Genomic DNA, 23,437 nt, shown 5'->3' with positions numbered 1-23,437 from the left:
AGTTGGTTCAGGCCGCTACGGCGCTGTGCGCCTCTGTCGTCGGCAACGTATCTTCACCCTTGCGCCGCGCCAGCGACACCGTGAACACGCCCCATTCGTCGATGCGCTGTGTCAGCTTCTCGAAGCCGGCAGCTTCGACCAGCTGGTCCATCTCCTGCTGGGTGCGGCGGCGCATCACCCAGGGCTGGTGGCCGCGATGGCTGGTCAGCGAGCGGGCGATCAGTTCCAGCTGAGGATGCCACGGCTGGTTGGTGTAGACGAGATAGCCGCCGGCCGGCACCGCGTCTGCGAGACCTTTCAATGAGGCGAGGATGGGCGGATTGTCCGGGAACAGCTCGTACAGCCCGGAGACGATGGCGAGCGTGGGGCGCGGCGACAGGCTGGAGAGACTGTCGCGATCGAACGCGTCGCCCTGCACGAAGCTCGCCTTGCCCTCGAGACCACGCTCGGTGATCAGCTTGCCGCCTGCCTCGACGTTGATCGGGCTGTAGTCGCGCAGCAGGATGTGCTCGGCATCGGGAATGCGGGCGAGCGCGTCGATCACGTAGCGGCCGTGGCCGGCGGCGATGTCGACCACGCGGATAGACGTGCCCGCCTCGCGCAGCGCATCGGCTGCGGCGGTGATCAGTTGCTCCAGGTGCTGCTTGCGCACGCGGATGCCGCGCCAGCCCACGCTGTCCAGATAAATCTTGTCGGCAAGCTTGCCCAGCGGCGTGGTGCCTTCGATCCGGTTGCGATACACGTAGTCGAGCGTGCTGCCCGAATCGAAGCCGGTATCGAAACCGAGCTTGATGCCGCGCGACAGGCTGCCCAGCGTGCGCATATTGAGACGGGTGGCGCCGTAGTACAGGGCCTTGGGCGACAGCGGAGACAGCGGTTGCTGCAGGCCGCGGTATTCGCTGGCGGTATAGCCCTGGCGATCGGCGGCGAGCAGGTCGGGGGCTACCGGGGCGGCGGCGTAGAGCTGGTCGAGGAAGGCGCGGATCTTGTCGAAGGCGAGGTGGCGGTCCTTCTCGCCCAGCGTGTCGTGGTAGAAGCCATCGAGTACGTGCTTTTCCTTCACCGTGCTACCCAGCCGCTCGAAGAATTCATGCTGCGGGCCGTGGTGCACCACCCAGTCCGCGCCGGAGATCAACAGCTGCGTCGGCACCGTGATCGCGCCGGCATCGGCCACCACGCGGTCGGCGGCTTCGTAGAGCGCGAGCAGGATATGCGAAGCGATGGGCCGGGTGATCAGCGGATCGCTCTCGTACGAGGCGATGCGTTCCGGATCGTGGGTGAGGAACTTGGCCTTCACGTAGCTGTTGACGAAAAAGTTGCCACGCAGCTTTTCCATCAGGCGCAGGCCGGGGCGCGCCAACGGCACGTAGAGCTTGACCTTGAACGCCGGGGAGGCCAGCACCATGCCGCGGATCTTCGGGGCGTAGTCGTGCACCCAGGTGGAGACCAGCACGGCGCCGACGCTTTGCGCGATCACCGTCACCGCATCGAGCGGCACGCCGGCGATGTCGGCCGCGTGGCGGACGAACTCGTCGACATCGCGCACCGACGTGGCAAGGCTGGGGCTGAAGCCGCGCTCGCCCGGCGAGCGGCCATGGCCGCGCGCATCCCAGGCGAACATCGGCACATCGGGCAGGTTCAACTCGTCGACGATGTGCTGCAGCCGGCCCGAATGCTCGTGGCCACGATGGAACAGCACAATGGCGCGGGTCGGCTTGCTGCCTTCGGTGGCGGGCCAGTGGCGATAGAACAGCGATTGTTGATCGAAGGTCTGGAATTGGCGTTCTTCAGCGTGGCGCATCGGGAGCTCCTTTGGGTTCTTCGGCCAGCACGGCCGCCTTGCGTTGCAGTGCGGTGAAACGGGCCTGCAGTTCGGCCTTGAAGGCCGTTTTGTCGTCCTGCCAGGGCAGGAGACGATCAATATGGACATCGACGAAAAAAGGCACCGGGATATGCGCACCCTTGGCCATCGCACGGCCCAGGCCATGCATGAACACCGGCACGATGGGAATATCGGGAAAGCGCCGGCCCAGATACCACAGGCCGGATTTCAGCTCGGACATCTGCTCGGGCTCGCCGCGCGTCCCCTCGGGGAACAGCACCAGCACGCGGCCCGCTTCCAGCGCGGCGTAGCAGCCTTCCAAGGGATCATTGCGCTTACTCGCGCCGCCACGCACCACCGGAATGATGCCGATCACCCGGGTGGCGAACCAGGCCAGCAGCTTGTGCCGCAGGAAATAATCGGCAGCGGCCGCCGGCTGCACATTCAGCACCTTGGAGAGCGGGAACAGCGTGTACAGCGTGAGGATGTCGAGATGGCTGTTGTGGTTGGCCACGACGATGGCGGGGCCCTTGACCGGCAGCCGCTCGCGGTGGCGCAGCGTCAGCCCCAGCCACACCAGCACCACCGGCCAGGCCACGCCGACGATGAAGGCAAGCCGCAGGGCGTTGTGCCACAGGCGCGCAAGGGGTGGAGAAGCGGCAGCCACGATCAATAGTACAGATAGCGCAGGAAGTGGAAGAACAGCGGCGCGGTGTAGGTCAGTGAATCGAGCCGGTCGAGGATACCACCGTGGCCCGGCAGCAGATCGCCACTGTCCTTCACGCCCAGGTCACGTTTTACTGCCGACATCACTACGTCGCCGATGAAACCGGTCACGCCGATCAAGAGGCCGGCCATGGCCGAGTGTGCCATGCTCATCGGCGTCAGCACCGGCCCCAGCATCAGGCCGAGCAGCGTGGTGGTGAGCGCGCCGCCCAGCATGCCCGCCACCGTCTTGTTCGGGCTGACCTTGGGGATGATCTTGGCGCGCCCCAGCGATTTGCCCCACAGATACTGCGCCACATCGTTGAACTGGGTGAGCACCACCAGGAACAGCACCAGTAGTGCACCGTCGCCCTTCATGCTGCCGGTCACGTCGGTCGGTAGCACCAACAGATACGCCATGTGTGACAGGCTGAACACCGTGGTCATCAGCCCCCAGTGCAGCGTGGAGGCAGCGCGCAGAAAGCCTTGCGTGTCGCCGATCAGCACCATGCGCATAGGCAGGAACAAAAAGGCATACACCGGGATGAAGATGATGAACATGCCGTACCAGCCATCCCAGATCCAGAAATACTGGATGGGAACGGCAAGGTAGGCCCACAGCAGCGGCAGGTGGTCGGTACGGCGCGTCGGTACCAGCGTCAGGTATTCCTTGAAGGCAAGGAAGCTGACGAAGCCCAGCACCAGCAGCGATATCGTGCGATTGACCGAAATCGCCAGCACAAACACCGCAACAATCCACCACCAGGTGCGCACCCGCTGGCGCAGCTCCAGCCAATCCTTCTGCGGAAAACGCCAGCCCAGCACGGCGATGGTGCTGCTGGCGAATACCAGCACGGCGAAGATCACGCACAGCGCGTAAAACAGCACATCGGAAATCGGGAACGGATTCATGCGGCCTCCTGCAGCGCGCGGCGGGCCCGGTTCAGGCAGGTGAGCGCACTGAGCGCCGCCAGCACCCAGAACAGCCAGGGGCTCCAGGCGAGCGCTGGCGTGTAAAGGCCCACCAGCAAGGCGTAGGCGCCGAGTATGAAGGCGCGATCGCTCTTGCCTAGCGGGCCGTCGTAGCGCCGGCTGGCGCCCACGGTCTGACCGGTGACGCCGACGAATTCGGTGAGATTGGCCAGTAGCACCATCACCACCACGGCAATGGGATCGGCGTCGGGGAGCAAGGCGAAAGGCAGGTAGAGCGCAGCGTCGGAGAGCACGTCGCCGGCCTCGTTGAGCAGCGCGCCCAATTTCGATTGCTGGTTGAATTCGCGCGCCAGCATGCCGTCGATGGCATTGAGCGCCATGCGCAGCAGTAGAAAGCCGGGCAACAGCAGGAAGGTGCTCGCAACGGGCTGCAACGCCAGCCAGCCACCCAGCGCCAGCGAGAGCAGCAGCGCCAGCAGCGTGACCTGATTGGCGGTGACCCCAGCTTGGTTCAGCCCGCGCAACAAGGGCCGCAGCAGGGCCTGGAAGCGGGGCTTCAGATCATAAAGCGTCATGCGTGATCCGGTTGGTATCTATGCGGCGAGGATAGTGCGGGCTTCGCCTAGCTTGCGCAAGTCTTTCTATCGCGAATGTCACATCAATGAAAAAAGCCGGCAGTAGCCGGCTTCGGGTTTGGCATGTGTAAGGTCAACCCAGTTTGGCGACCTCGGCGCGCATCGCATCGATCACCGCCTTGTAGTCTGGCTGATCGAAAATGGCCGAACCGGCCACGAAGGTATCGACGCCACAGGCCGCGATCTCGGCGATATTGCTCACCTTCACGCCGCCGTCGATCTCCAGGTGGATATGGCGGCCGGTCTTCTCTTTGTAGGCATCGAGCTTGGCGCGGGTGGCTCGGGCCTTATCGAGCATGGCGGGAATGAAAGATTGGCCGCCAAAGCCCGGGTTCACCGACATCAGCAGCACCATGTCGACCTTGTCGAGCACGTAGTCGAGATGGTCGAGCGACGTGGCCGGGTTGAACACCAGGCCGGCCTGGCTACCCTGATCGCGGATCAGGCCCAGCGTACGGTCGACATGGTCGGAAGCTTCCGGGTGAAAGGTGACGATATTGGCGCCGGCCTTGGCAAACATCGTGGCGAGTGCATCGACCGGTCGCACCATCAGGTGCACATCGAGCGGCACGGTGGCGTAGCTCTTGAGCGCCTCGCACACCATGGGGCCGATGGTCAGATTGGGCACGTAATGGTTGTCCATCACGTCGAAGTGGATCAGATCGGCGCCGGCGGCGATCACCTTGGTGACTTCTTCGCCGAGCCGGGCGAAATCGGCGGAGAGGATGCTGGGGGCGATGCGGATCGTCATGCGAGGAGCTCCATAGCGGTTTGACGTGATTGTAACCCGCGCCAAGCACCTGGCCGCAGCGGCTGTTAAGATTACGCAGTTGCCAAGGTTGGAAGTTCAGCATGAATCAGGATGACGACAAGTACCGCGTGGCGGTGTTGCCCCAGGCCAGTTACCTCGCCGAGCAATCGAACGAGGAGGACAGTCGCTACGTCTTCGCCTACCAGATCGTGATCACCAATCACGGCAGCGTCACCGTCCAGCTGGTGTCGCGCTACTGGCTGATCCGCGACATGGAAGGCAAGACGCAGGAAGTGCGCGGCCTGGGTGTGATCGGCGAGCAACCGGTGCTGGAGCCTGGCCAGTCGTTCGAATACATGAGCGGCGCCACGCTGCAGTCTCCCGTCGGCACCATGCAGGGCAGCTACCAGATGCGCGCCGCCGACGGCACCGAGTTCGAGGCCGACATCCCCGAGTTCATCCTCTCGATTCCGCGGACTCTGCATTGAGCAGCATCAGAATTATTGTTGGTTTGTTGTAATTTGGTAAGAAACAAGAAAGCATGGTAGATTGCAAGCCTTTCTTGCCTGCCGACGCTATCTCATGTTCTCCATCCTGCGCGCCGCCTGTAGTCTGCTGCTTCTCAGTTGTTTAGCGAACACATGGGCCCAGGAGGTGCGTCAGGGTAGTCTGGACAACGGCTTCTCCTACATCGTCCGATCGCATGCCACCCCACCTGGCAAGGTGGAGTTGCGGCTGCTGGTCAAGACTGGATCGCTTGACGAAGCCGACGACGAGCGCGGCATTGCCCATCTGGTCGAGCACATGGCCTTTGGCGCCACCGAACACTTCCCCAATGGCGAGGTCCAGTCTTTTCTCGCCAGCCAGGGCATGAAGTTCGGCAACGATAGCAATGCGTTCACCTCGCACCATGCCACCGTCTACACACTGACCGTCGCCATCGACGCGCTACCGCGCGCCTTGCGGCTGATGGCGGACTGGGCCGGTGGTGACGTGGTGTTCGACCCCAAGCTGCTTACGCGCGAGCGGCAGATCGTGCTCGATGAATTACGGTTGCGTGAGAGCGGGACCAAGACCTGGGCCGGCTATCTGGACCAGATCTCTCCCGATGGCCGTTATGGCCAGCGCATGCCCATAGGCCAGGAATCGGTATTGCGCACCTTGCCGGATGCGCGGATTGAAGCGTTTTACCGCAAGCATTACGTGGCGCCGCGCATGACGCTGGTGGTGGTCGGCGATATCGCGCCCAAGGCGGTGGAGCGCGAGGTGAAGTCGCTGTTTACCAAGGTGACGGCCGGGCCGGTTCCAGAGCAGGCCGCGCTGGCCGTGCCGCTGCAGCAGCGCGCGGTATTCAACGAATACCACACCAACTGGCTGAGTGAATCGCAGCTGGAATGGGGATGGGTCGAGCAGCGGCCGGAACGCTACGACGAGATGCAATACCGCCGGGATTACCGGCGCCTCTTGGCGTTCCAGCTGGTACAGAACCGGCTGGACCGGGTTGCAGGTTACTCGGCGTTGAATGCCACGTTAACGCCACACCATCGCCTTTGGTCGCTGCTGCTGAAAACCCCTGATGGCGGCAAGGCCGAGCAGGTGGAAAAGCTCTACACCGCGATTGCCGCTGCACGCCAGCACGGTTTCACCGCGCAGGAAATCGATGCGGCCCGGCGCGAGCTGCGCGCCAAGCTGGAGCTGGCTGTGCCGTTGGAGCCGAGTCAGACGCAAAGTGCGCTCTGGGCCGGGCGTTATGCAAACGCAGCGCAGACAGGCGAGCTGGTGCTGGAAGCGCAGCAACTGCGTGATTGGCTGGCGCTGGCTGAAATCCAGAGTTCCCCCGAGTTGCTGCTGAAAACCTGGCAGGAAGTGAGCGGGCAGGCGGGACAGCTGGTTTCGGCGTGGAAGGCGGAACGCGAAGGCGGCGTGCGTTTCGTCGGTGTCGACGCGGACGAGCTGGCGCGCGTTGTCGCCAAGGTCGATGCGGCCGAGCTGGCGGCACCGCAAGCGGCGGCGGCAGTGCGGCCGCTGCTCAGCAAGTTGCCAGAGCCGGGCCAGATCGCCACGCGCGAACCGCTGGCCGGTGGCGGCGTACTGCGCTTGGAGAATGGTGCAACGGTGCTGTGGCAACGCGCGCGCAGGTCGGGTGAACAGATGGGGCTGGCGTTGTGGATCGACGGCGGGCAGATCGCTTTGCCGTATCACGATCGCATTGCGGTGCTGGCCTTGCCCACTTATCTACAGCACGTGGGCTACGGCGATCTGGATCGCCCCAGCCTGCTGCGCGCCATTGAAGACAAACAGGTGTGGCTGCAGCCATGGCAGAATATCGGTGCCCATGGCCTCAGCGGCGCGGCGGCGGCCAAGGATATCGAGACGCTGTTCCAGCTGGTGCATCTGAGCCTGCAGCCCTTGCCGCTCGATAACCAGGCGGCCGAGCGTGCGCGCGATCGCTTGCGCATGCTTCGTGACGGTGTCGATACTGCTGGCCTGTTCGAGCGGCTGTATGACGAACAACAGTGGCCGCTGCGCAAATGGCACGATGCGGAAATCCGCCTGCTGTACGCCGGTGAGATCGCCACCGCCTGGCGCAATCTCTACGGCGATCCGGGGCACTGGGTGTTTGCCGTGACCGGCGTGACCGACGAAGCGGCGCTGGAACCACTGGTGGCGCGCTATATCGCCAGCGCCACGCTGCAAAAACCCAGCCGCGAGCTAGTCAAGATCGAACCGCTTCAGCCCAAGGCGCAGCAGGTGTTCGGTGGTGCAGTCCTGCCCCAGGCCGAGGCTGGGTTCGAATGGCGCATCGTGGTACCGGATGTCTATTCCGGTGATGCATCGTGGCTGGCGTATGACCTTGCCGATCTGCTGCGCGAGCGGCTGTTGAAGGCGCTGCGCTTTGACGGTGGCATTTCCTACAGCGTTACGGCCGGTCACGGCGTGGATAGTCGCATGGGCATGGCACTGCATCTGACCAGCACAGGCCCCGCCAGCGCTTGCCGAGGTGTGACCGAAACCACGATGCGGGTGCTGGCCGAATTCGCCGCCACCGGGCCGACCGAGGCAGAGGCCCAGCGTGCGCTGACGGTCAGTCGCAACTGGGTGCGCGATCTGCCTGGCGATGCCGCGTACTACGCCGGCGCAGTGGCATTTCAGTGGGCCAGCCAGGGACCGCAGGGCGTGGCCTTCGATCCTGCGCCCATCGTCACTCGCGCCGCGCTGGCCCAGGCGGCGAAGGACTGGATCCAACCCGAACACATCTACCTGTCACGTACCGGCTGCCAGGACATCCTGACTGATCAGGCGTTGCGTGCGCTGTGGTCGCCTGCGCAGCAGCTGGTGGCTGCGCAATAGGTCGCCGCAGCGTGCTGGCTGGCAAGGCGGCCAGCTACGTTTGCTTGGGAGCTTATTCATCAGCCGGTCGCTACACGATCGGGCTGCAGTTTGATCACGCGCCGCGATCGGCTTATCCATTTTTCTTCGGCGCCCTTTTGGAAGAGGTTATATGGCACGCCTAGCGACAAGCCAATCCAGAATATGGACTGCGCTACTGCTGCTTGTACTGGGTTCTGTGTATGTGTTTCTGCTGACGTTTTTGTTGCGCATGGCCGCAGATACGATCCCCGACCTCACCTCGATCTGGCGAAAATTGGCCGTGATCGTTCCGATCGCCATTTTGTCTGCATTGGCGCTGTTTTTCATCAATCGCTACCTGACTCGACAGGCGAGCCTGCACCTCGGTTTGGCCGCCGCGGTGCTGGTGATGATCTATTACCTGATCATCGTGCCGTGGCCCCTGCTGCTGGGTAATCTGTTTCTTCTGATCGGTTCAGGCTATGGCTTGCTCGCGGTGCTGATTTACGCGGCAACCCCCATTTTGCTGGGGGCGTACCTGAACGAGCCTGTGCGGCGATAACGCAGCCCAACCGGATAACCGGCATGGGCAGCGCATGGCTACATCGGCAGCGGTCCGTTGATATTCGCCGCACCGGCATGTGGCTGCCTGGATTGCATCGTGAGCAGGCATGCCATGGCTGCCATGCGGGTGTCGAGCATCCATGAGCATCACGCCAGCTTGCAATGCGGCCCTCGTGGCCGCATTTGTTTGGGATTCCCCATCCCAACAAAGAGCCCGCCATGGCCGACGCCCAGCCTCGCAATGACTGGAAAACGCTGAAGACGCTGTTCCCCTATCTGTGGCGTTACAAGAACCGGGTACTGCTGGCGCTGTCGTTGCTGATCGCGGCCAAGTTTGCCAACGTGGCGGTGCCGCTGGTGCTCAAGGACATCGTCGACGCGCTCGATGGCAGCAAGGGCGCACTGGTGCTGCCGATTGCGCTGGTGGCGGCGTATGGCGCGCTGCGCATGGCCTCATCGGTGCTCGGGGAGTTGCGCGATGCGGTGTTTGCCAAGGTGGCGCAGGGGGCGATCCGCAAGGTGGCGCTGGAGGTGTTCGAGCATCTGCATGCGCTGAGCCTGCGCTTTCATCTGGAACGGCAGACCGGGGGCATGAGCCGCGATATCGATCGCGGCACCAAGGGCATCTCCTTCCTGCTCAACTTCATGCTGTTCAACATCCTGCCGACGCTGGTGGAAATCCTGCTGGTGGCGATCATCCTGTTGCAGCGCTACCACTGGTCGTACGCGGCGATCACCTTTGGCACCATTGCCATCTACATCGGCTTCACGCTGGGCGTGACTGAGTGGCGCATGGCGTTCCGCCGCCAGATGAACGACATGGATTCGAAGGCCAATACCAAGGCCATCGACAGCCTGCTCAATTACGAGACGGTGAAGTATTTCGGCAACGAGCGTTGGGAGGCACAGCGCTTTGACGCCAGCATGCAGCAATACGAAACGGCTGCGGTAAAGAACCAGGTGTCGCTGTCGTTCCTGAATGCAGGGCAAGCGGTGATCATCGCGGCGGGCGTCACCGCGCTGGTGTGGCTCGCGGCGAGCGAGGTGGTTGCGGGCACCATGACGCTGGGCGACCTGGTGCTGGTGAACGCTTTCTTGCTACAGCTCTACGGGCCGCTCAACTTCCTCGGTTTCGTCTACCGCGAAATCAAGCATTCGCTCGCCGACATGGAGCGCATGTTTACCTTGCTGCACCAGAACGCCGAAGTGAAGGACGAGGCGGGCGCCGTCGCGCTGAATACGCCGCAGGCCAGTATTGCTTTCGAACACGTCGACTTCGGCTACGAGCGCAACCGGCAGATCCTGTTCGATGCAAGCTTCGCCATTCCCGCCGGCAGGACGCTGGCGGTGGTCGGCGCCAGCGGCGCCGGCAAGTCCACGCTGTCGCGCCTGTTGTTCCGCTTCTACGATGCCTGGCAGGGCCGCATCACGATCAACGGCGAGGATATCCGCGCACTGAGCCAGGACAGCCTGCGCGCGCACATCGGCATCGTGCCGCAGGATACGGTGCTGTTCAACGACAGCATCTACTACAACATCGCCTACGGCCGGCCTGGCGCGACGCACGACGAGGTGATCGAAGCGGCCCGGTCCGCGCATATCCACGACTTCGTGCTGACCCTGCCCGAGGGCTACGACACGATGGTGGGCGAGCGCGGGCTCAAGCTCTCGGGCGGCGAGAAACAGCGGGTGGCGATCGCCCGCACCATCCTCAAGAATCCGCCCATCCTGATCTTCGACGAGGCCACCAGCGCGCTCGATTCCAAGACCGAGAAGGCGATCCAGGCCGAGCTCAAGGATATCTCCGCCAACCGCACCACGCTGATCATCGCCCATAGGCTCTCAACCATTGCCGACGCCGACGAGATCATCGTGCTGGAAGCGGGGCGTGTGGTGGAGCGTGGCCATCACCGCGCCTTGTTGGCCGAGGGTGGCGCGTACGCGCGGCTATGGGCGTTGCAGCAGCATGAAGACGAGGAGCGGGAGAGCGAAAATGTCGCCGAGGGTTGATCGCGGCACTATTGCCATGTTTGGAAATTTCAATTTCCGCAAGCTGTTGGTTTGGACCAAACTGGATTCGATTCCACTCGCTATGGAGGTTCAATCATGGAAATTCATACCGGCATCGCCCAGGAGCAGCGCAAGGACATCGCTCACGGGCTGTCGCGCCTGTTGGCCGACACCTACACGCTCTACCTGCAGACGCACAATTTCCACTGGAACGTGACCGGCCCGATGTTCAATTCGCTGCATCTGATGTTCGAGCAGCAATACAACGAGCTGGCGCTGGCCGTCGATTCCATCGCCGAGCGCATCCGCGCGCTGGGTTTTCCGGCTCCCGGCACCTACGCCGAATTTGCCAAGCTTTCCAGCGTGAAGGAAGTGGCTGGCGTACCCGGCGCCAACGACATGATCCGGATTCTGGTTGAAGGGCAGGAAGCGGTAGTGCGCACCGCGCGCAGCCTGTTTCCGGTGGCGGACGAGGTCAACGACGAGGCGACGGCCGACTTGCTGACCCAGCGGCTGCAGGTGCATGAAAAGACCGCCTGGATGCTGCGCAGCCTGCTCGAATAGCCCCCCGACTTCATCGCCATGCAAACGGCCCGCTGATGCGGGCCGTTTTTCATGTGCGCTAGACGGCGCCGTCGTAACCGAACTGGCGCCAGGCCTCGAACACGGTCACCGCCACGGCGTTCGACAGATTGAGGCTGCGCTGGCCGGCGCGCATCGGCAGGCGGATGCGTTGTGCAGGATCGAATTCGGCCAGTACCTCGTCAGGCAAGCCCCGTGTTTCCGGGCCGAAGACCACTACATCGTCCGGCGCGAAGCGTACCGCGTCGAAGCGCCCGCTGCCCTTGGTCGTCATCGCGTACAGGGTGCGGCCGGCCAGTGCCGCCTTGGCGGCATCCCAGTTCTCGTGCACCCGCATTTGCGCGAATTCGTGGTAATCGAGCCCGGCACGGCGCATGCGCGCGTCGTCGAGTTCGAACCCCATCGGTTTGACGAGATGCAGCGTAGAGCCGGTATTGGCGGCGAGGCGGATCACGTTACCGGTATTGGGCGGAATCTCGGGCTGGAAGAGAACGATATGTAACATAACGGTAACGTTGGTCGGCTGAATGGGCGGCTTGCACGGCTCGCTTGAGTATTGTCTTACAGGCAGTCTAGGGTGATACGGATACGGACCGGAGACAAAGAATGAAGATCGTGCCGCGAGAGATTGTACAGGCTGCAGCGACCATGGCGATGTCGGTCAGGTTGACCCCAGCCCAGACCATGGCCGTGGTGTTTCGGGCGCTGGATCACGAACTGGGTGGTTTTGGCGTGGCGCCATTCAACCCGGCGCGCATCCCCGGCGTCGGCGCCGCGATCTACGCGGCGATGTTCGGTTATCCGTTCGAGCTGGTGCGCGTGGACGGCCAGCATCGCTGGCAGGCCAAGCTGCCCGAGCATGGTTACAGCGAGCCGTTCCAGCAGTTGTTCATTGATGCGATGTTGCTGGTGGATGCGCAGCGCGCCGCAAGGGAAAAGCAGCCGGTTTGAGCGGTGGGCCGGGCGGAGCCGAGCTGTTAGAATCGCCGCAGCAACGCTTACCGGACCATTGCATGAATACCGCAACACTGTTGATCAGCTGCCCGGATCGCAAGGGCATCTCGGCGGCCATCGCCAACTTTCTGTTCACTTACAACGCCAACATAGTCCATTCGGACCAGCATCAGGACAACAGCGAAAACCTGTTCCTGATGCGCGTTGAGTGGGATCTGACCGACTTCACGCTGGACATGGCCGCCTTCGCACCAGCCTTCCAGCCGATTGCCGACCGCTTCGCCATGCAATGGCAGGTGGCCTTGTCGGCCAAGCGCCCGCGCATGGCGATCTTCGTCTCCAAATACGACCATTGCCTGGTGGACCTGCTGCATCGTCACCAGAGCGGCGAGCTGCATTGCGATATCCCGCTCATCATCTCCAACCACGAGGACTGCCGGGCGCTGGCCAACTTCTACGGCATCCCCTATCACGTGGTCGAAGTCACCCGCGACAGCAAGAGCGAGGCCGAGGCCGCGCAGCGTGAGTTGCTGCAGGCAAACGGCATCGATCTGATCGTGCTGGCGCGCTATATGCAGGTGCTCAGCCATGAGTTCACCGCCGCGTATCCGCAGAAGGTGATCAATATCCACCACAGCTTCCTGCCGGCCTTTGACGGTGCCAAGCCTTACCATCGGGCGTTTGCCCGTGGCGTGAAGCTGATCGGCGCGACCAGCCATTACGTGACCGAAGTGCTCGACGATGGCCCCATCATCGAGCAGGACGTGATCCGCATCTCGCATCGCGAGGATGTCGAGGATCTGGTGCTCAAGGGGCGCGATCTGGAGCGCATCGTGCTCTCGCGCGCGGTGAAGTGGCACCTGGAGCACCGGGTACTGGTGTACGCCAACAAGACCGTGATCTTCGCCTGATCCCGCCATGAGCCCGAGCGCGCGACCATGACCGCTTTTCGCTACCGTGCCGTCAACGCCGAGGGCGCTGCCGCGCAGGGCCTGATCGAGGCCGACACCGTGCGCGCCGCGCGCCTGGCGCTGCGTGATCGGGGCCTGTGGGTGAGCGAGCTTGGTGCGGTCAACAGTTCGAGCACAAGCCGGACGCGCGGGGATAGGCTGTCGACGCAGCGCCTGTCGCTGATCACCCGTCAGCTCGCGACCTTGCTCGATGCCGGCCTGCCGCTGGAGCAGGCGCTGTCGGTGCTGATCGAGCAGAGCGAAGGCGATCGCGAGAAGCGCATCGCCGCCAGCCTGCGCAGCGAAATCCTTGCCGGCGCCTCGCTGTCGCAGGCGCTCTCGCGCCAGCAGCAGGCGTTTCCCGAGCTTTACCGCACCATCGTCGCGGCCGGTGAGGAATCGGGCAAGGCCGCCGCGGTGATGCAGCGCCTCGCCGATTATCTGGAGGCGCGCGCCGCGCTCGCGGCCAAGGTCGGCCTTGCCTTCATCTATCCCATCGTGGTGATGGCGGTATCCATCCTGGTGGTGATCGGCCTACTGACCTGGGTGGTGCCGCAGATGGTCACCGTGTTCCAGAGCGCCAAGCAAGAACTGCCGTTCCTGACCCGGGCCATGCTCTGGGCCAGCGCCGTGGTGCGCGATTGGGGGCTGGCGCTGCTGGTACTGCTGGTGCTCGCGGGCGTCGGCGCGTGGCGTGCACTCAAGGTGGAGTCGATCAAGCGTGCCTTTCATGCCTGGCGCTTGCAGCTGATCTTGTTCGGCCGCTTCGAGCGCGCCAGCAACACCGCGCGGCTGGCGTCCACGCTCGCCATTCTGGTTGGCAGTGGCGTGCCGCTGCTGCGTGCGCTCTCCGCCGCCGCCGGCGTGATGGCCAACCTGCCGCTGCGCGATGCGGTGAACGAGGCGGCAAGCCAGGTGCGCGAGGGGGTGACGCTGTCGCGTGCGCTCTCGCAAAGCAAGCTGTTCCCGCCGGTGTTGATCCATTTGATCGCCAGCGGCGAGGCCACCGGCCGGCTCGAATACATGCTGGACAAGGCCGCTGCACAGCAGTCGCAGGAGCTGGAAAATCGCGTCGCCACCTTTACCGGCCTGTTGGGCCCCTTCATGGTGCTGGCCATGGGCATCGTCGTGCTGCTCATCGTGCTGGCCATCCTGCTGCCCGTCTTTGAAATGAACCAACTGGTGAGATAACGATGACCCACGTCGTGTACCGGGCCGCGCCACGCGGCTTCACGCTGATCGAAATCCTGGTGGTGATCACCATCCTCGCCATCCTTGGCGCGCTGGTGGTGCCCAAGATCATGGATAGGCCCAACGAGGCGCGCGTCGTCGCCGCGCAGCAGGACATCCGCACGCTGATCCAGGGCCTCAAGCTCTACAAGCTCGACAATGGCCGCTACCCCAGCACCGAACAGGGCCTGCGCGCACTGATCGAGAAGCCCACCAGCGCCCCTGTTCCGAACAACTGGAAGACTGGCGGCTACCTGGAAAAGTTGCCCAAGGATCCGTGGGGCGGTGACTACCTCTACCTCAATCCCGGCCTCAAGGGCGAGATCGACGTGATGAGCTATGGCAGCGACGGCGTGCAAGGCGGAGAAGGATTCGACGCCGATATCGGCTCGTGGCAGCTGTAATACCGGCCCAGCGTGGCTTCACGCTGATCGAGATTCTGGTCGCGCTGGCCCTCATCGGCATCATCCTCGGTCTGGCGCTGTTGCGCTTCGATCCGTCCGACAGCCAGGTGCTGGATCGCGAATCGCAGCGTCTCGCGCTGCTGCTGGAGGGCGCACGTGATGAAGCCATTTCGGGGGGGCGGGCCACGGCCTGGTCGTCCGACGGCGCGGGCTACCAGTTCTGGCTGCTCGATGATGCGGCCAACTGGCAGGCGCTGCCCACGCACGAAACACTGAAACCGCGCGAACTGCCCGAGGCGGTGCGGGTGACGCAGCTGGTCGTCGATGGCCGCGAGGTGCCGCTGGGCGAGCGGCTGGTGTTCAATCCATCCGGCGTCAACACCACTTACGTGATCACACTGGTGACCGGGGCGGGGCGACGCACCGTCGTCGGCGATATCCTGGGGCGAGCCACCGCCAGCGCACCGGCCGAGGTTGCCCCATGATGCGCAACCGTGGTTTCACGCTGGTCGAGGTGCTGGTTGCGCTTGCCATCCTTGCCATTGCGCTGGCCGCCGCGCTGCGGGCGGCCTCATCCAGCACCGATGCCGCGCTGACGCTACGCAGTCGCACCCTGGCAAGCTGGGTGGCGCAAAACCAGGTCAACGAAATGCGCGCGCGGCGGGTGTTCCCCGATATCGGCCGCAGCGAGGGCCAGGTGGAGCAGGGGGGCGAGCGCCTGCGCTGGCAGATGGAAGTGGGTGCGTCGCCAAACCGCAGTTTCCGGCGTATCGAAATCAAGGTCTATGCCGAAGGCACGCCAGACTACGTGTTGGCTACGCTGGTCAGCTATCTGGCGCGGGTGAACGTGCAATGAGAGCGCGCGGTTTCACGCTGCTGGAGATCCTGGTCGCATTGATTATCTTTGCCGTGGTCGCGCTGATCGCTTACCGCGGGCTCGACCAGGTGGCCCAGGTCAAGCTCAGGCTGGATCATGAAGCGGCGTACTGGCGTGAAACCAATCTGGTGTTCGATCGCATCGAGCAGGATCTGCTGCAGGCGATAGACCGGCCGTGGCGCGATACGGGCGGCGTGTTCCAGCCGGCTCTGCGCGGCTATCAGCACCCACCGTTGCGCGGCGAGGCGGTGCTCGAACTGGTGCGGATAGACCGGGTGCGCGAGGATGCGCACCTCGCTTATCGGCGTATCGATGATCGCCTCGAGCTGTTGCGCTGGGATGCGCTGGACCAACCGCAGCGCGCCGAACCCATGGTCCATACGCTGCTGACCGATGTAACCCGCTTCGAGGCGCGCTTCATGGATGACCAGGGTGCATGGCAGACGGTGTGGCCGGTGCCGGGCGGGCGCGATGCATTGCCGGTGGCGGTCGAGCTCACCTTCTCGCGGCGACAACTGCCGACGGTTTCCCGCGTGTTCCTGATTCCATGATGAGAAGACAGCACGGCATCGCCATCCTTACCGCCGTTGCCACCGCCGCGCTCGTCGCGACGCTGGCGGTGTGGATCGCCTGGCGCCAGCAACTGTGGTTTGCCCAGGTGGAAAACCAGGTCGACCTGGTCGAGGCACGGGGCGTGGCGCTGGCTGCGGTCGACCTGGCGCGCCTGACGCTGCGTGACGACGCGCGGCGCAACCAGATCGATCATCTGCAGGAGCCGTGGAACGTGCCGATTCCGGCCATCCCGGTCGAACGCGGCCAGGCCGGCGGGCGCATGGTCGATCTGCAGGGGCGTTACAACCTCAACAACGTGGTGCAGAACGGCAAGGCGGTGAAGGAAGAAGTGGCGGCCTGCGCGCGCTTGTTCGAGTCGCTGGGCCTGCCGCCCGAGCGCGTCAACGCGCTCATCGACTGGCTGGATGCCGATTCACAGGTCACCTATCCGGGCGGCGCCGAGGACACCGATTACCTCAATCAACCGCGGCCGCAGCGCGCGGCGAACCAGCCACTGACCAACCTGCAAAGCCTCGCGCTGGTGCGGGGTTTCGATGCCGCTGCAATCGAGCGCCTCGCGCCCTTCGTGGCGGTGCTGCCAGGGCGCCAGGCGATCAATGTCAATTTCGCTGAGCCAGAAGTGCTCTCCGCCGTGGTGCCGGGTCTGTCGCTGGCGGAGGCGCGCGGCCTGGTGTCCAGCCGCAGTGGCAAGCACTACGAGTCACGCGAAGACTTCATCAAGGCGTTACCCGAGCGACTGCGGGCGGACGTGCGCGGCGACATGATCGCCGTGCAGAGCAATTATTTTCTCAACGAAGTCGAAGTGCGCTTTGGCCGGGTGAGTTCGCGCTACGCTGCCGAACTGGAGCGCGGCGGCGATGGCATGCCGCGCATCGTCTGGTTCCGAAGGAACTAGATCAGCCGCACCTCAGGCCGCGGGCTCGAGCGGGGTGATGGGCAGCTCCACTCGCACGATGAGGCCATGGGGCTGGGCATCGAGCAGCGCCACGCTACCGTGGTGGCGCTCGGCGATTTCCTTGACGATGGCCATGCCCAGGCCACAGCCGTTGCCGTCATTCTGGTTTACCCGGTAGAAGCGCTCGAAAATGCGCGGTTTTTGCGCATCCGGGATGCCGGGGCCATCATCCTCGACCTCGACCACGTAGCGCTCACCTTCCTGGTTCAGCCGCACCGTGATGCTGGAGCCACGCGGAACGTACTTGATCGCGTTTTCCACCAGGTTCACGAACAGTTCGCGCAGCAGCGCGGAGTTGCCATTGATCTGGGCTTCGAGCAGTGCGCTGTCGCAGCCTAGATCCATGCCGGCAGCCAGTGCCCGTGGCACCGATTCGGCGGTCAACTCGCGGATCAACTTGGCCAGATCGACCTTCACCTGAGTCATGCTGGTCTGGTTGGAGGGCTCCGAGCGGGCCAGCGTCAGTAGCTGGTTCACCAGATGGATGGAACGGGTGGCACTGGAGTGCACCATGTTCAGCCGGTCGCGCAGCCCTTCGGGCGTGGTCTCGCGCATCGCGAGCTCGGTCTGCGACTTCAGCCCGGCGAGCGGCGTACGCAGCTGATGGGCCGCATCGGCAATAAAGCGACGCTGACGGGCGACGTTCTCATTGGTCGTCGTCAACAGGTGGTTCAGCGCATGGGTGAGGGCGTCGAGCTCCTCGGGCGCATCGGTCAGTTCCAGTGGGGCGAGATCCTGCGGATCGCGCTTTTCCATCAGGCTCTTGAGCCCGGTCAGCGGCTTCAGGCCACGGCCTATGCCCCAGCGCACGAACCAGCTCATCACGATGATGAGCGCGGCCAGCGGCAAGGCGGTGACCAGCAGGATTTCGCGCGTCAGCTGCTCGTGCCGTTCCATGCCTTTGGCAACCTGGACCAGCAGCCAGCGGTCCTCGCCGTGGATCGCTCGGGGCAGCGGGTAATAGAGGGTGGCCAGGCGAAAAGCACTACCGCCGATCTCGGTATCGGTGTAGCTGATGTTTTCCTGACTCTGAACGGGCGGCGGAGGCGGGGCGGGCAGATGGCGGTTGCCGGCGATCAGTTCCCCGGGCACGGTGGAAACGGCATAGAACAGCTTGATTTCGCTGATGCGTTCCGCGCCCAGGGTTTCGACGACCGGGGAGGACAACTCCAGGTGCCCACCCGCATCGCGGATCTGGCGGGCGATCGCCCGCCCGGTCTGCGCCAGACTTTCATTGGCGACGCGATCCGCGTAGTGGGTGGCGACGCCGTAGCTGAGAACGGCGCCGGTCACCCAGAGGATGACTTGCGGGATCAGCAGCCAGGTTAAGAGCTGCTGGCGAAGAGAGAACTTACCCCGCGACATCCTGCGCGTTGGGCTGCTGCTTCTCGAGGAGGTAACCCAGGCCGCGGATGGTCCGGATCACCACGCCGCAAGGTTCCAGCTTCTTGCGCAGGCGGTGAACGTACACTTCGATTGCATTCAGACCCACTTCGGCATTTTCGGAACCGAGTTCGGAAACGATTTGCTCCTTGGTCACCACACGATCGATATTGGACATCAGGATCTCGAGCACGGTCAGCTCGCGGGCGGACAGATCGAGTGGAATGTCGTTGCACCAGGCGCGTTGGCCGGCGCGATCGAGGCGCAGGTTGCCCAGTTGCTGCACCGATTGCGGCAGGATCTGGCTGCGACGCAGCAGCGCGCGCAGCCGGGCTTCCAGTTCGGCAAACTCGAACGGCTTGGCAAGATAGTCATCGGCACCAGCATCGAGGCCGGCAACGCGCTCGTCCAGACCATCGAGTGCAGTCAGGATCAAGATGGGCATGGAGGGCTTGTGCTGACGCACGTGCTTGAGCACGGTCAAGCCGTCCATGTTCGGCAGGCCCACGTCCAGAACCACGACGTCGTAGTCGTTGTGCAGCAGGATTTGCAGTGCCAGCGCGCCGTCATTGACGCAATCGACCTGGAAATCGGCCTGCGACAGGCTGGTTTTCAGGGCGTCGGCGAGGATGAGGTCATCCTCGGCCAGAAAGAGCCGGGTGCTCATGGGTTAAACCTCCGGTTGTAAGTCTTAGCTTACCGGTGAGTTTAACTGCAATTTCTGTCAGACCCAAGTATTTTTGTCAGCGATTGGGATAGACAGCCGTCCATGCCAAAGAGATCAAGCATTGGCGCGGTGTTGCCGCTGGCTTTCAGCCGTTAGCCGATCGTCAGCCAACCACCGAGCTCGCGCTCTATCGTGGCACCCAAGGCGGCAATCCAGCCTGCGTCATCGTTGAGTGCCGCGATATAGCTAAATCGTGTTCCGCCGGCGGCGAGGAAATCGCGCTTGCCTTCGATGGCGATTTCTTCCAGCGTTTCCAGGCAATCGGCGACGAAGCCTGGGCAGACCACGTCCAGTGTCTTCACGCCTTGTCGGGACAAGGCCGCGATCACGTCACTGGTGTAGGGCTTGAGCCATTCGGTGGGACCGAAACGGGACTGGAAGCTCAGCGTGTAGGCGCCAGTGGCAAGGCCGAGCTCGGCGGCGAGCAGGGTGGCGCTGCGCTGGCACTGCAGGTAGTAGGGGTCACCGCGCTCGAACGAGAAGCGTGGCACGCCATGAAAACTCATTAAGAGATGTTCACCGCGGCCCTCGATCATCCAATGTCGGCGTATTTTCTGCGCCAGCGCCGCGATATAGCCGGGATCGTCGTGGAAACTGCGTATCGTGCGCACCGCCGGTTGATCGCGATAGTGCTGCAGGCGGGCGAACACGGCGTCGCAGACCGAGGCCGTCGTGCTCGCGGCATATTGCGGGTAGAGCGGTACCACGAGGATACGGCCGCAGTCCTGCATCGCGTCGAGCACCTCGGCAATCGCCGGCTGGCCGTAGCGCATCGCATATTCCACCCGCAGCTGCCCGCGGTGGCGCTCGCCGAGCCAGCCCTTGACCAGCCGGGCCTGTTTTGCGGTCCAGTGCAGCAGCGGCGAGCCCTCCTTGGTCCAGATCGTCGCGTACTTCTCGGCGGATTTCTTCGGGCGGGTGTTGAGAATCACGCCGCGTAGCAAGGGCTGCCAGAGCAGTGGCGGGATCTCGACCACGCGCGGGTCCGACAGGAATTGGCCGAGGTAGGGGCGGATCGCGGCTGCGGTCGGCGCCTGCGGCGTGCCGAGGTTGACCAGCAGCACGCCGATGCGCGGCTTCGGTTCGGCTTGCACGGGCTCCGGGGCATTGAAGTAGGACGACATACGACTCCGATTAGGTGCGAAAGCGCTGTACGGCAGCGATCAGTTGCGTCAGCGCTGCGGGCGATTCGCGGTAGCGGGCCTCGATATAGGCACGGGCGATGGTGTCGATCTGCTCCGCGTGCTGCGGCAGCGCGGTTTTGGCGCGCTCAGCAAAGCGGGAGGGGGCTTCGCCGAGCGCCGGGGAAAGTCCCAGGCGGGCGAGCCGCCGAACAAAGCGTGCCCAGTGCCGGCTGGCTGCGTCGGCCGGGCGCACACGACTGGCGCGCTGTACCGAGAGCGCGTAGACGAGCAGCACGAAGCCAAAGGCCCCGGCCACCCAGTAGAGGTAGGACTTCGAGCCCAGGTAGTCGATGCCCAGACGATTCAAGAGCTGCATTTGCCGCTGGGTATCGTAGCCGACCACCCAACGGTTCCAGACATGGACCACGCCATCCCACTGTTGGCGCCAGCGCGCGAGCCAGGCGGCGTTCTCGCGTAGCAGCAGGGGCAGGCGGTCGGCATCGCGCACGCTGCGCGCCAGTCCGCCACTGATGCGCATCGGCGCGACCACCGAAGTCGGGTCGACCCGCTGCCAGCCCTTGCCATCGAGCCAGACCTCGACCCAGGCGTGGGCGTCGGCCTGGCGCACGATCCAGTAGTTGCCGCTCGGGTTGTACTCGCCGCCCAGATAGCCGCCGATCACGCGGGCCGGCGTGCCAGAGGCGCGCATCAGGAAGGCGAACGCGCTAGCGTAGTGCTCACAAAAGCCTTCGCGGGTACTAAACAGCAACTGATCGACCGGGTCGAGGCTGTCGAGCAAGGGCGGCGCTAGCGAGTAAACGAAGCCATTGCTGCGCAGCCATTCCAGCGCGCGGGCGACGCGAACCTTGGGCGGCAGCGCTTTCCAGCTCGCCGCCAGTGCGCGTGCACGTGGGTTGCCCTGGGAGGGCAGCTGCAATGCCCCCGGTGCTGAGGGATCATCGCTGACGCGCCACTGCGTGCTGCTGGCGAGCTCAAATCGCGCGCGGTTGACGATGGGCCGACGCGCCATGGCCTGCAGCCGGTTGCTGAGGCGCGCGTCCGCGGGTAACACGGTCGGCAAGTCGAGCGCGAACAGCCAGCTGCGCTGCTGCGGCTCCTGCGTCATGGTGTAACGCAGTGGCGCGGCTTCCGCGACCACCGTGGGCACCGGGCCGGGGGCGAACTCCCGCTGGAACCAGGTCTTGCCGTCGTAGCGTTCGAACACCGGCCCGCGCCAGTAGAGTTCGCTGCGCGACGGATTGCGGCCGATGAAGTCGACCCGGAAGGCGACGCTGTCGTCCAGCGTGAGCTCGCTGAAGCTGCCGGGCGTCATGGTGTCCGATATGCCGGTGCTGGCGCCGGGTTTGTCCTGCGGCATGCTCCACAGCGGCGTGGAGAGCCGTGGGAACAGCACGAACAGCAAGAGGGCGACCGGCAAGCCTTCGAGCAGCAAGCGAGCCGCGCGGCGGTATTCTTCCGGCTCGAGCGGCGTATCGTGCCGCTGCCAGGCAAACAACTGGCCGGTGAGCAGCAGCGCGACACCGGCGGCATAGGCCAGCATCCAGAATTCCTGCGAGACCAGGAACAGCGAGCCGGTGACAAAGTAGCCCAGCAGCACCAGGATGCGCACGTCGCGCGCACGGGTGGTTTCCAGCAGTTTGAGCGACACCAGCGCGATCAAGAGCGCCACCCCGCCGTCGCGCCCGACCAGGGTACGGAACTGCCAGAACACCAGCATGATCACCAGCAGCGCCAGCAACACGCGCAATGCGCGGCCCGGCATGCGGCGGCCGCTCCACGCCAATACACCGCGCCAGACCAGCGGCAGTGCCATCAGGCCGGCCAGCCAGGACGGCATGACCCAGAAGTGGGGGGCCATGGCCAGCCCCAGTACCACGATCAGGACCAGCAGTTTGTTCCGTTGCAGCGATGGCATCACGGCTGCGACTCCCGCCCATAGAGCGCCAGCGCCGCCAAGCAATGCGCCCGGTGCGCCGGCCCGCTGCCCGGACCGCTGTTGAAACCGGGTAGCGAGAGCGTATAGCGATCGCCCGCCGCGTCCGCGCGCAAGACCCAGCTGCACAGGCGGGACAGGCGCGCCTCGGTATCGAGCGGCGCCGCGGCGTCCCATTCGATCAGCGTCTGTCTTCCTTGCGGCGAATCGAAAGCCTTGACCGCGAGTTCGTCGCTGCGCGCGGCGTGCTTCCAGGCAATGCGCGCCGGTGTGTCGCCGGGGCGATAACTGCGCAGGCCAGCGAATTCGTCCTCGCCACTCTGGCGGATCGCGCTATGGCCCATGCCGCTGGCCGCGCCGGGATAGGGCGGGGCATCGGCCTCGGGGGCCGGGTAGACCAGGCAACGCGCCGCCAGGTGGGCGTAGCTCCAGGCCCGACACCAGCCGCTGGGATAAAAGGTGGTCAGGGTGATGCGTGGCAACACCAGCCAGCCACGCCGGGCCGTGCTGCAGGGCAGATGCAAGGTGCGTTCGCTGTTGCCATCCAGGCAATCGAGCGCTGTCGCGCTGCCGGTGCCGGCCCGCAGCGTCAGGCCGCGCCGGATGCGGCGCTTGTCGTTGGTCAGCCGGATGGTGAATGCGGCGAGTTCACCGGCGAATACCGGCTCGGTATGGCTGACCGAGAGGGTGATCCCGAGCAGGTTGCGAAACGCCTCGGTCAACGCCGCATGACCCAGACCGATCAAGGCAAAGGCGAACAGATAGCCCAGGCTCAGCTGGTAATTGATGGCACCGATCAGCAGCATGACGACGACCAGCGCAAAGCCCAGGCCGAATCCGCTGGGGAGCACGTAGATGCGATTGTGCCGCAGCCGGACCTCGCCCGTGGCAGGCGGGTGGCGCCGGGCCAGCCAGCCTTGCCAATAGCGCTGCAAGCGTGCCGGCGGCTGCAT

At 64.2% G+C, this 23,437-nt stretch carries 24 protein-coding genes; 13 read left to right on the top strand and 11 right to left on the bottom strand.

From position 1 onward, the window contains the following. Positions 1 to 7 precede the first annotated feature (7 nt). The 5 genes from NLI84_RS07730 to rpe all read right to left on the bottom strand — a co-directional run bounded on the left by NLI84_RS07730 (position 8) and on the right by rpe (position 4,846). The gene (locus NLI84_RS07730) at positions 8 to 1,801 is read right to left on the bottom strand and encodes a bifunctional alpha/beta hydrolase/class I SAM-dependent methyltransferase (RefSeq protein WP_255989378.1); all 1,794 of its coding nucleotides are present in this window, start codon (positions 1,799 to 1,801) and stop codon (positions 8 to 10) included. After that, positions 1,788 to 2,489 (bottom strand): lysophospholipid acyltransferase family protein, encoded by a 702-nt coding sequence (locus NLI84_RS07725; protein ID WP_255989377.1) that lies wholly within the window; start codon positions 2,487 to 2,489, stop codon positions 1,788 to 1,790. Before NLI84_RS07725 ends, NLI84_RS07730 begins: the two co-directional genes overlap by 14 nt. Positions 2,490 to 2,491: 2 nt before the next feature. After that, positions 2,492 to 3,439 carry a phosphatidate cytidylyltransferase gene (locus tag NLI84_RS07720; RefSeq protein WP_255989376.1) on the bottom strand — a complete coding sequence of 316 codons (948 nt, stop codon included), beginning with the start codon at positions 3,437 to 3,439 and terminating at the stop codon, positions 2,492 to 2,494. After that, the gene (locus tag NLI84_RS07715; protein ID WP_255989374.1) at positions 3,436 to 4,035 is read right to left on the bottom strand and encodes a CDP-alcohol phosphatidyltransferase family protein; all 600 of its coding nucleotides are present in this window, start codon (positions 4,033 to 4,035) and stop codon (positions 3,436 to 3,438) included. The genes NLI84_RS07720 and NLI84_RS07715 overlap by 4 nt, the downstream gene beginning before the upstream one ends. 133 nt (positions 4,036 to 4,168) lie before the next feature. Next, entirely contained in the window at positions 4,169 to 4,846 is a 678-nt protein-coding gene (gene rpe, locus NLI84_RS07710) for a ribulose-phosphate 3-epimerase (RefSeq protein WP_255989373.1), read from the bottom strand. Between the two features lie 101 nt (positions 4,847 to 4,947). Here rpe and apaG point away from each other — a divergent pair, with 101 nt between their 5' ends. The 5 genes from apaG to NLI84_RS07685 all read left to right on the top strand — a co-directional run bounded on the left by apaG (position 4,948) and on the right by NLI84_RS07685 (position 11,335). Beyond that, positions 4,948 to 5,334: a Co2+/Mg2+ efflux facilitator ApaG/CorD gene (gene apaG / locus NLI84_RS07705; protein ID WP_255989372.1), complete on the top strand. Its 387-nt coding sequence runs from the start codon at positions 4,948 to 4,950 to the stop codon at positions 5,332 to 5,334. A gap of 94 nt (positions 5,335 to 5,428) precedes the next feature. After that, on the top strand, positions 5,429 to 8,197 hold the full coding sequence (locus tag NLI84_RS07700) for a M16 family metallopeptidase (protein ID WP_255989371.1): 2,769 nt from the start codon (positions 5,429 to 5,431) through the stop codon (positions 8,195 to 8,197). Positions 8,198 to 8,414: 217 nt separating this feature from the next. After that, entirely contained in the window at positions 8,415 to 8,759 is a 345-nt protein-coding gene (locus tag NLI84_RS07695; RefSeq protein ID WP_255989370.1) for a hypothetical protein, read from the top strand. A gap of 221 nt (positions 8,760 to 8,980) precedes the next feature. Then, entirely contained in the window at positions 8,981 to 10,771 is a 1,791-nt protein-coding gene (locus NLI84_RS07690) for an ABCB family ABC transporter ATP-binding protein/permease (protein WP_255989369.1), read from the top strand. Positions 10,772 to 10,867: 96 nt separating this feature from the next. After that, positions 10,868 to 11,335 (top strand): Dps family protein, encoded by a 468-nt coding sequence (locus NLI84_RS07685; protein ID WP_255989367.1) that lies wholly within the window; start codon positions 10,868 to 10,870, stop codon positions 11,333 to 11,335. 58 nt (positions 11,336 to 11,393) lie between these two features. Here the strand turns inward: NLI84_RS07685 and NLI84_RS07680 are convergent, their stop codons facing one another. Further along, the gene (locus tag NLI84_RS07680; RefSeq protein ID WP_255989366.1) at positions 11,394 to 11,858 is read right to left on the bottom strand and encodes a tRNA (cytidine(34)-2'-O)-methyltransferase; all 465 of its coding nucleotides are present in this window, start codon (positions 11,856 to 11,858) and stop codon (positions 11,394 to 11,396) included. Between the two features lie 101 nt (positions 11,859 to 11,959). Between NLI84_RS07680 and NLI84_RS07675 the strand changes: the two genes are divergently transcribed. The 8 genes from NLI84_RS07675 to gspK all read left to right on the top strand — a co-directional run bounded on the left by NLI84_RS07675 (position 11,960) and on the right by gspK (position 17,236). Beyond that, complete coding sequence (locus NLI84_RS07675) at positions 11,960 to 12,304, top strand: hypothetical protein (RefSeq protein WP_255989365.1); 345 nt, start codon at positions 11,960 to 11,962, stop codon at positions 12,302 to 12,304. Between the two features lie 62 nt (positions 12,305 to 12,366). Continuing rightward, positions 12,367 to 13,218 carry a formyltetrahydrofolate deformylase gene (gene purU, locus NLI84_RS07670; RefSeq protein WP_255989364.1) on the top strand — a complete coding sequence of 284 codons (852 nt, stop codon included), beginning with the start codon at positions 12,367 to 12,369 and terminating at the stop codon, positions 13,216 to 13,218. 27 nt (positions 13,219 to 13,245) lie between these two features. After that, the gene (gene gspF, locus NLI84_RS07665; protein WP_255989363.1) at positions 13,246 to 14,448 is read left to right on the top strand and encodes a type II secretion system inner membrane protein GspF; all 1,203 of its coding nucleotides are present in this window, start codon (positions 13,246 to 13,248) and stop codon (positions 14,446 to 14,448) included. A 2-nt stretch (positions 14,449 to 14,450) separates the two neighbouring features. Next, positions 14,451 to 14,891 (top strand): type II secretion system major pseudopilin GspG, encoded by a 441-nt coding sequence (gene gspG, locus NLI84_RS07660; protein ID WP_255989362.1) that lies wholly within the window; start codon positions 14,451 to 14,453, stop codon positions 14,889 to 14,891. After that, positions 14,879 to 15,376, top strand: a complete 498-nt coding sequence (locus NLI84_RS07655) for a GspH/FimT family pseudopilin (protein ID WP_255989361.1) — start codon at positions 14,879 to 14,881, stop codon at positions 15,374 to 15,376. Before gspG ends, NLI84_RS07655 begins: the two co-directional genes overlap by 13 nt. Beyond that, positions 15,373 to 15,747 (top strand): type II secretion system minor pseudopilin GspI, encoded by a 375-nt coding sequence (gene gspI / locus NLI84_RS07650; RefSeq protein WP_255989359.1) that lies wholly within the window; start codon positions 15,373 to 15,375, stop codon positions 15,745 to 15,747. The genes NLI84_RS07655 and gspI overlap by 4 nt, the downstream gene beginning before the upstream one ends. Next, positions 15,744 to 16,319 (top strand): type II secretion system minor pseudopilin GspJ, encoded by a 576-nt coding sequence (gspJ, locus tag NLI84_RS07645; protein WP_255989357.1) that lies wholly within the window; start codon positions 15,744 to 15,746, stop codon positions 16,317 to 16,319. Before gspI ends, gspJ begins: the two co-directional genes overlap by 4 nt. Beyond that, the gene (gspK, locus tag NLI84_RS07640) at positions 16,316 to 17,236 is read left to right on the top strand and encodes a type II secretion system minor pseudopilin GspK (RefSeq protein ID WP_255989356.1); all 921 of its coding nucleotides are present in this window, start codon (positions 16,316 to 16,318) and stop codon (positions 17,234 to 17,236) included. Before gspJ ends, gspK begins: the two co-directional genes overlap by 4 nt. Positions 17,237 to 17,248: 12 nt before the next feature. Here the strand turns inward: gspK and NLI84_RS07635 are convergent, their stop codons facing one another. From NLI84_RS07635 to NLI84_RS07615, 5 genes are all read right to left on the bottom strand, one after another. Then, on the bottom strand, positions 17,249 to 18,589 hold the full coding sequence (locus NLI84_RS07635; protein WP_255989354.1) for a sensor histidine kinase: 1,341 nt from the start codon (positions 18,587 to 18,589) through the stop codon (positions 17,249 to 17,251). Between the two features lie 58 nt (positions 18,590 to 18,647). Further along, positions 18,648 to 19,346: a response regulator transcription factor gene (locus NLI84_RS07630; protein ID WP_148715305.1), complete on the bottom strand. Its 699-nt coding sequence runs from the start codon at positions 19,344 to 19,346 to the stop codon at positions 18,648 to 18,650. A gap of 152 nt (positions 19,347 to 19,498) precedes the next feature. After that, a complete protein-coding gene (gene hemH / locus NLI84_RS07625; RefSeq protein ID WP_255989352.1) occupies positions 19,499 to 20,530 on the bottom strand; it encodes a ferrochelatase in 1,032 nt (343 codons plus the stop codon). Positions 20,531 to 20,540: 10 nt separating this feature from the next. Continuing rightward, positions 20,541 to 22,466: a transglutaminase TgpA family protein gene (locus NLI84_RS07620; protein WP_255989398.1), complete on the bottom strand. Its 1,926-nt coding sequence runs from the start codon at positions 22,464 to 22,466 to the stop codon at positions 20,541 to 20,543. Then, positions 22,466 to 23,437 carry a DUF58 domain-containing protein gene (locus tag NLI84_RS07615; protein ID WP_255989350.1) on the bottom strand — a complete coding sequence of 324 codons (972 nt, stop codon included), beginning with the start codon at positions 23,435 to 23,437 and terminating at the stop codon, positions 22,466 to 22,468. The genes NLI84_RS07620 and NLI84_RS07615 overlap by 1 nt, the downstream gene beginning before the upstream one ends.

This window comes from Chitinolyticbacter albus, assembly GCF_024437655.1.
Classification (GTDB): Bacteria; Pseudomonadota; Gammaproteobacteria; order Burkholderiales; family Chitinibacteraceae; genus Chitinolyticbacter; species Chitinolyticbacter albus.
The sequence above is the reverse complement of the archived record's forward strand: the minus strand, read 5'-3'. Positions and strand labels throughout refer to the sequence as shown.

Coding starts and splice junctions, on each gene's coding strand:
- NLI84_RS07620 (WP_255989398.1), bottom strand. CDS start 22,466: ATGCCATCGCTGCAACGGAACAAACTGCTGGTCCTGATCGTGGTACTG.
- gspF (WP_255989363.1), top strand. CDS start 13,246: ATGACCGCTTTTCGCTACCGTGCCGTCAACGCCGAGGGCGCTGCCGCG.
- NLI84_RS07685 (WP_255989367.1), top strand. CDS start 10,868: ATGGAAATTCATACCGGCATCGCCCAGGAGCAGCGCAAGGACATCGCT.
- gspI (WP_255989359.1), top strand. CDS start 15,373: ATGATGCGCAACCGTGGTTTCACGCTGGTCGAGGTGCTGGTTGCGCTT.
- gspJ (WP_255989357.1), top strand. CDS start 15,744: ATGAGAGCGCGCGGTTTCACGCTGCTGGAGATCCTGGTCGCATTGATT.
- NLI84_RS07730 (WP_255989378.1), bottom strand. CDS start 1,801: ATGCGCCACGCTGAAGAACGCCAATTCCAGACCTTCGATCAACAATCG.
- NLI84_RS07630 (WP_148715305.1), bottom strand. CDS start 19,346: ATGAGCACCCGGCTCTTTCTGGCCGAGGATGACCTCATCCTCGCCGAC.
- NLI84_RS07715 (WP_255989374.1), bottom strand. CDS start 4,035: ATGACGCTTTATGATCTGAAGCCCCGCTTCCAGGCCCTGCTGCGGCCC.
- gspK (WP_255989356.1), top strand. CDS start 16,316: ATGATGAGAAGACAGCACGGCATCGCCATCCTTACCGCCGTTGCCACC.
- NLI84_RS07680 (WP_255989366.1), bottom strand. CDS start 11,858: ATGTTACATATCGTTCTCTTCCAGCCCGAGATTCCGCCCAATACCGGT.
- NLI84_RS07700 (WP_255989371.1), top strand. CDS start 5,429: ATGTTCTCCATCCTGCGCGCCGCCTGTAGTCTGCTGCTTCTCAGTTGT.
- NLI84_RS07615 (WP_255989350.1), bottom strand. CDS start 23,437: ATGCAGCCGCCGGCACGCTTGCAGCGCTATTGGCAAGGCTGGCTGGCC.
- NLI84_RS07675 (WP_255989365.1), top strand. CDS start 11,960: ATGAAGATCGTGCCGCGAGAGATTGTACAGGCTGCAGCGACCATGGCG.
- NLI84_RS07690 (WP_255989369.1), top strand. CDS start 8,981: ATGGCCGACGCCCAGCCTCGCAATGACTGGAAAACGCTGAAGACGCTG.
- rpe (WP_255989373.1), bottom strand. CDS start 4,846: ATGACGATCCGCATCGCCCCCAGCATCCTCTCCGCCGATTTCGCCCGG.
- hemH (WP_255989352.1), bottom strand. CDS start 20,530: ATGTCGTCCTACTTCAATGCCCCGGAGCCCGTGCAAGCCGAACCGAAG.
- gspG (WP_255989362.1), top strand. CDS start 14,451: ATGACCCACGTCGTGTACCGGGCCGCGCCACGCGGCTTCACGCTGATC.
- apaG (WP_255989372.1), top strand. CDS start 4,948: ATGAATCAGGATGACGACAAGTACCGCGTGGCGGTGTTGCCCCAGGCC.
- NLI84_RS07720 (WP_255989376.1), bottom strand. CDS start 3,439: ATGAATCCGTTCCCGATTTCCGATGTGCTGTTTTACGCGCTGTGCGTG.
- purU (WP_255989364.1), top strand. CDS start 12,367: ATGAATACCGCAACACTGTTGATCAGCTGCCCGGATCGCAAGGGCATC.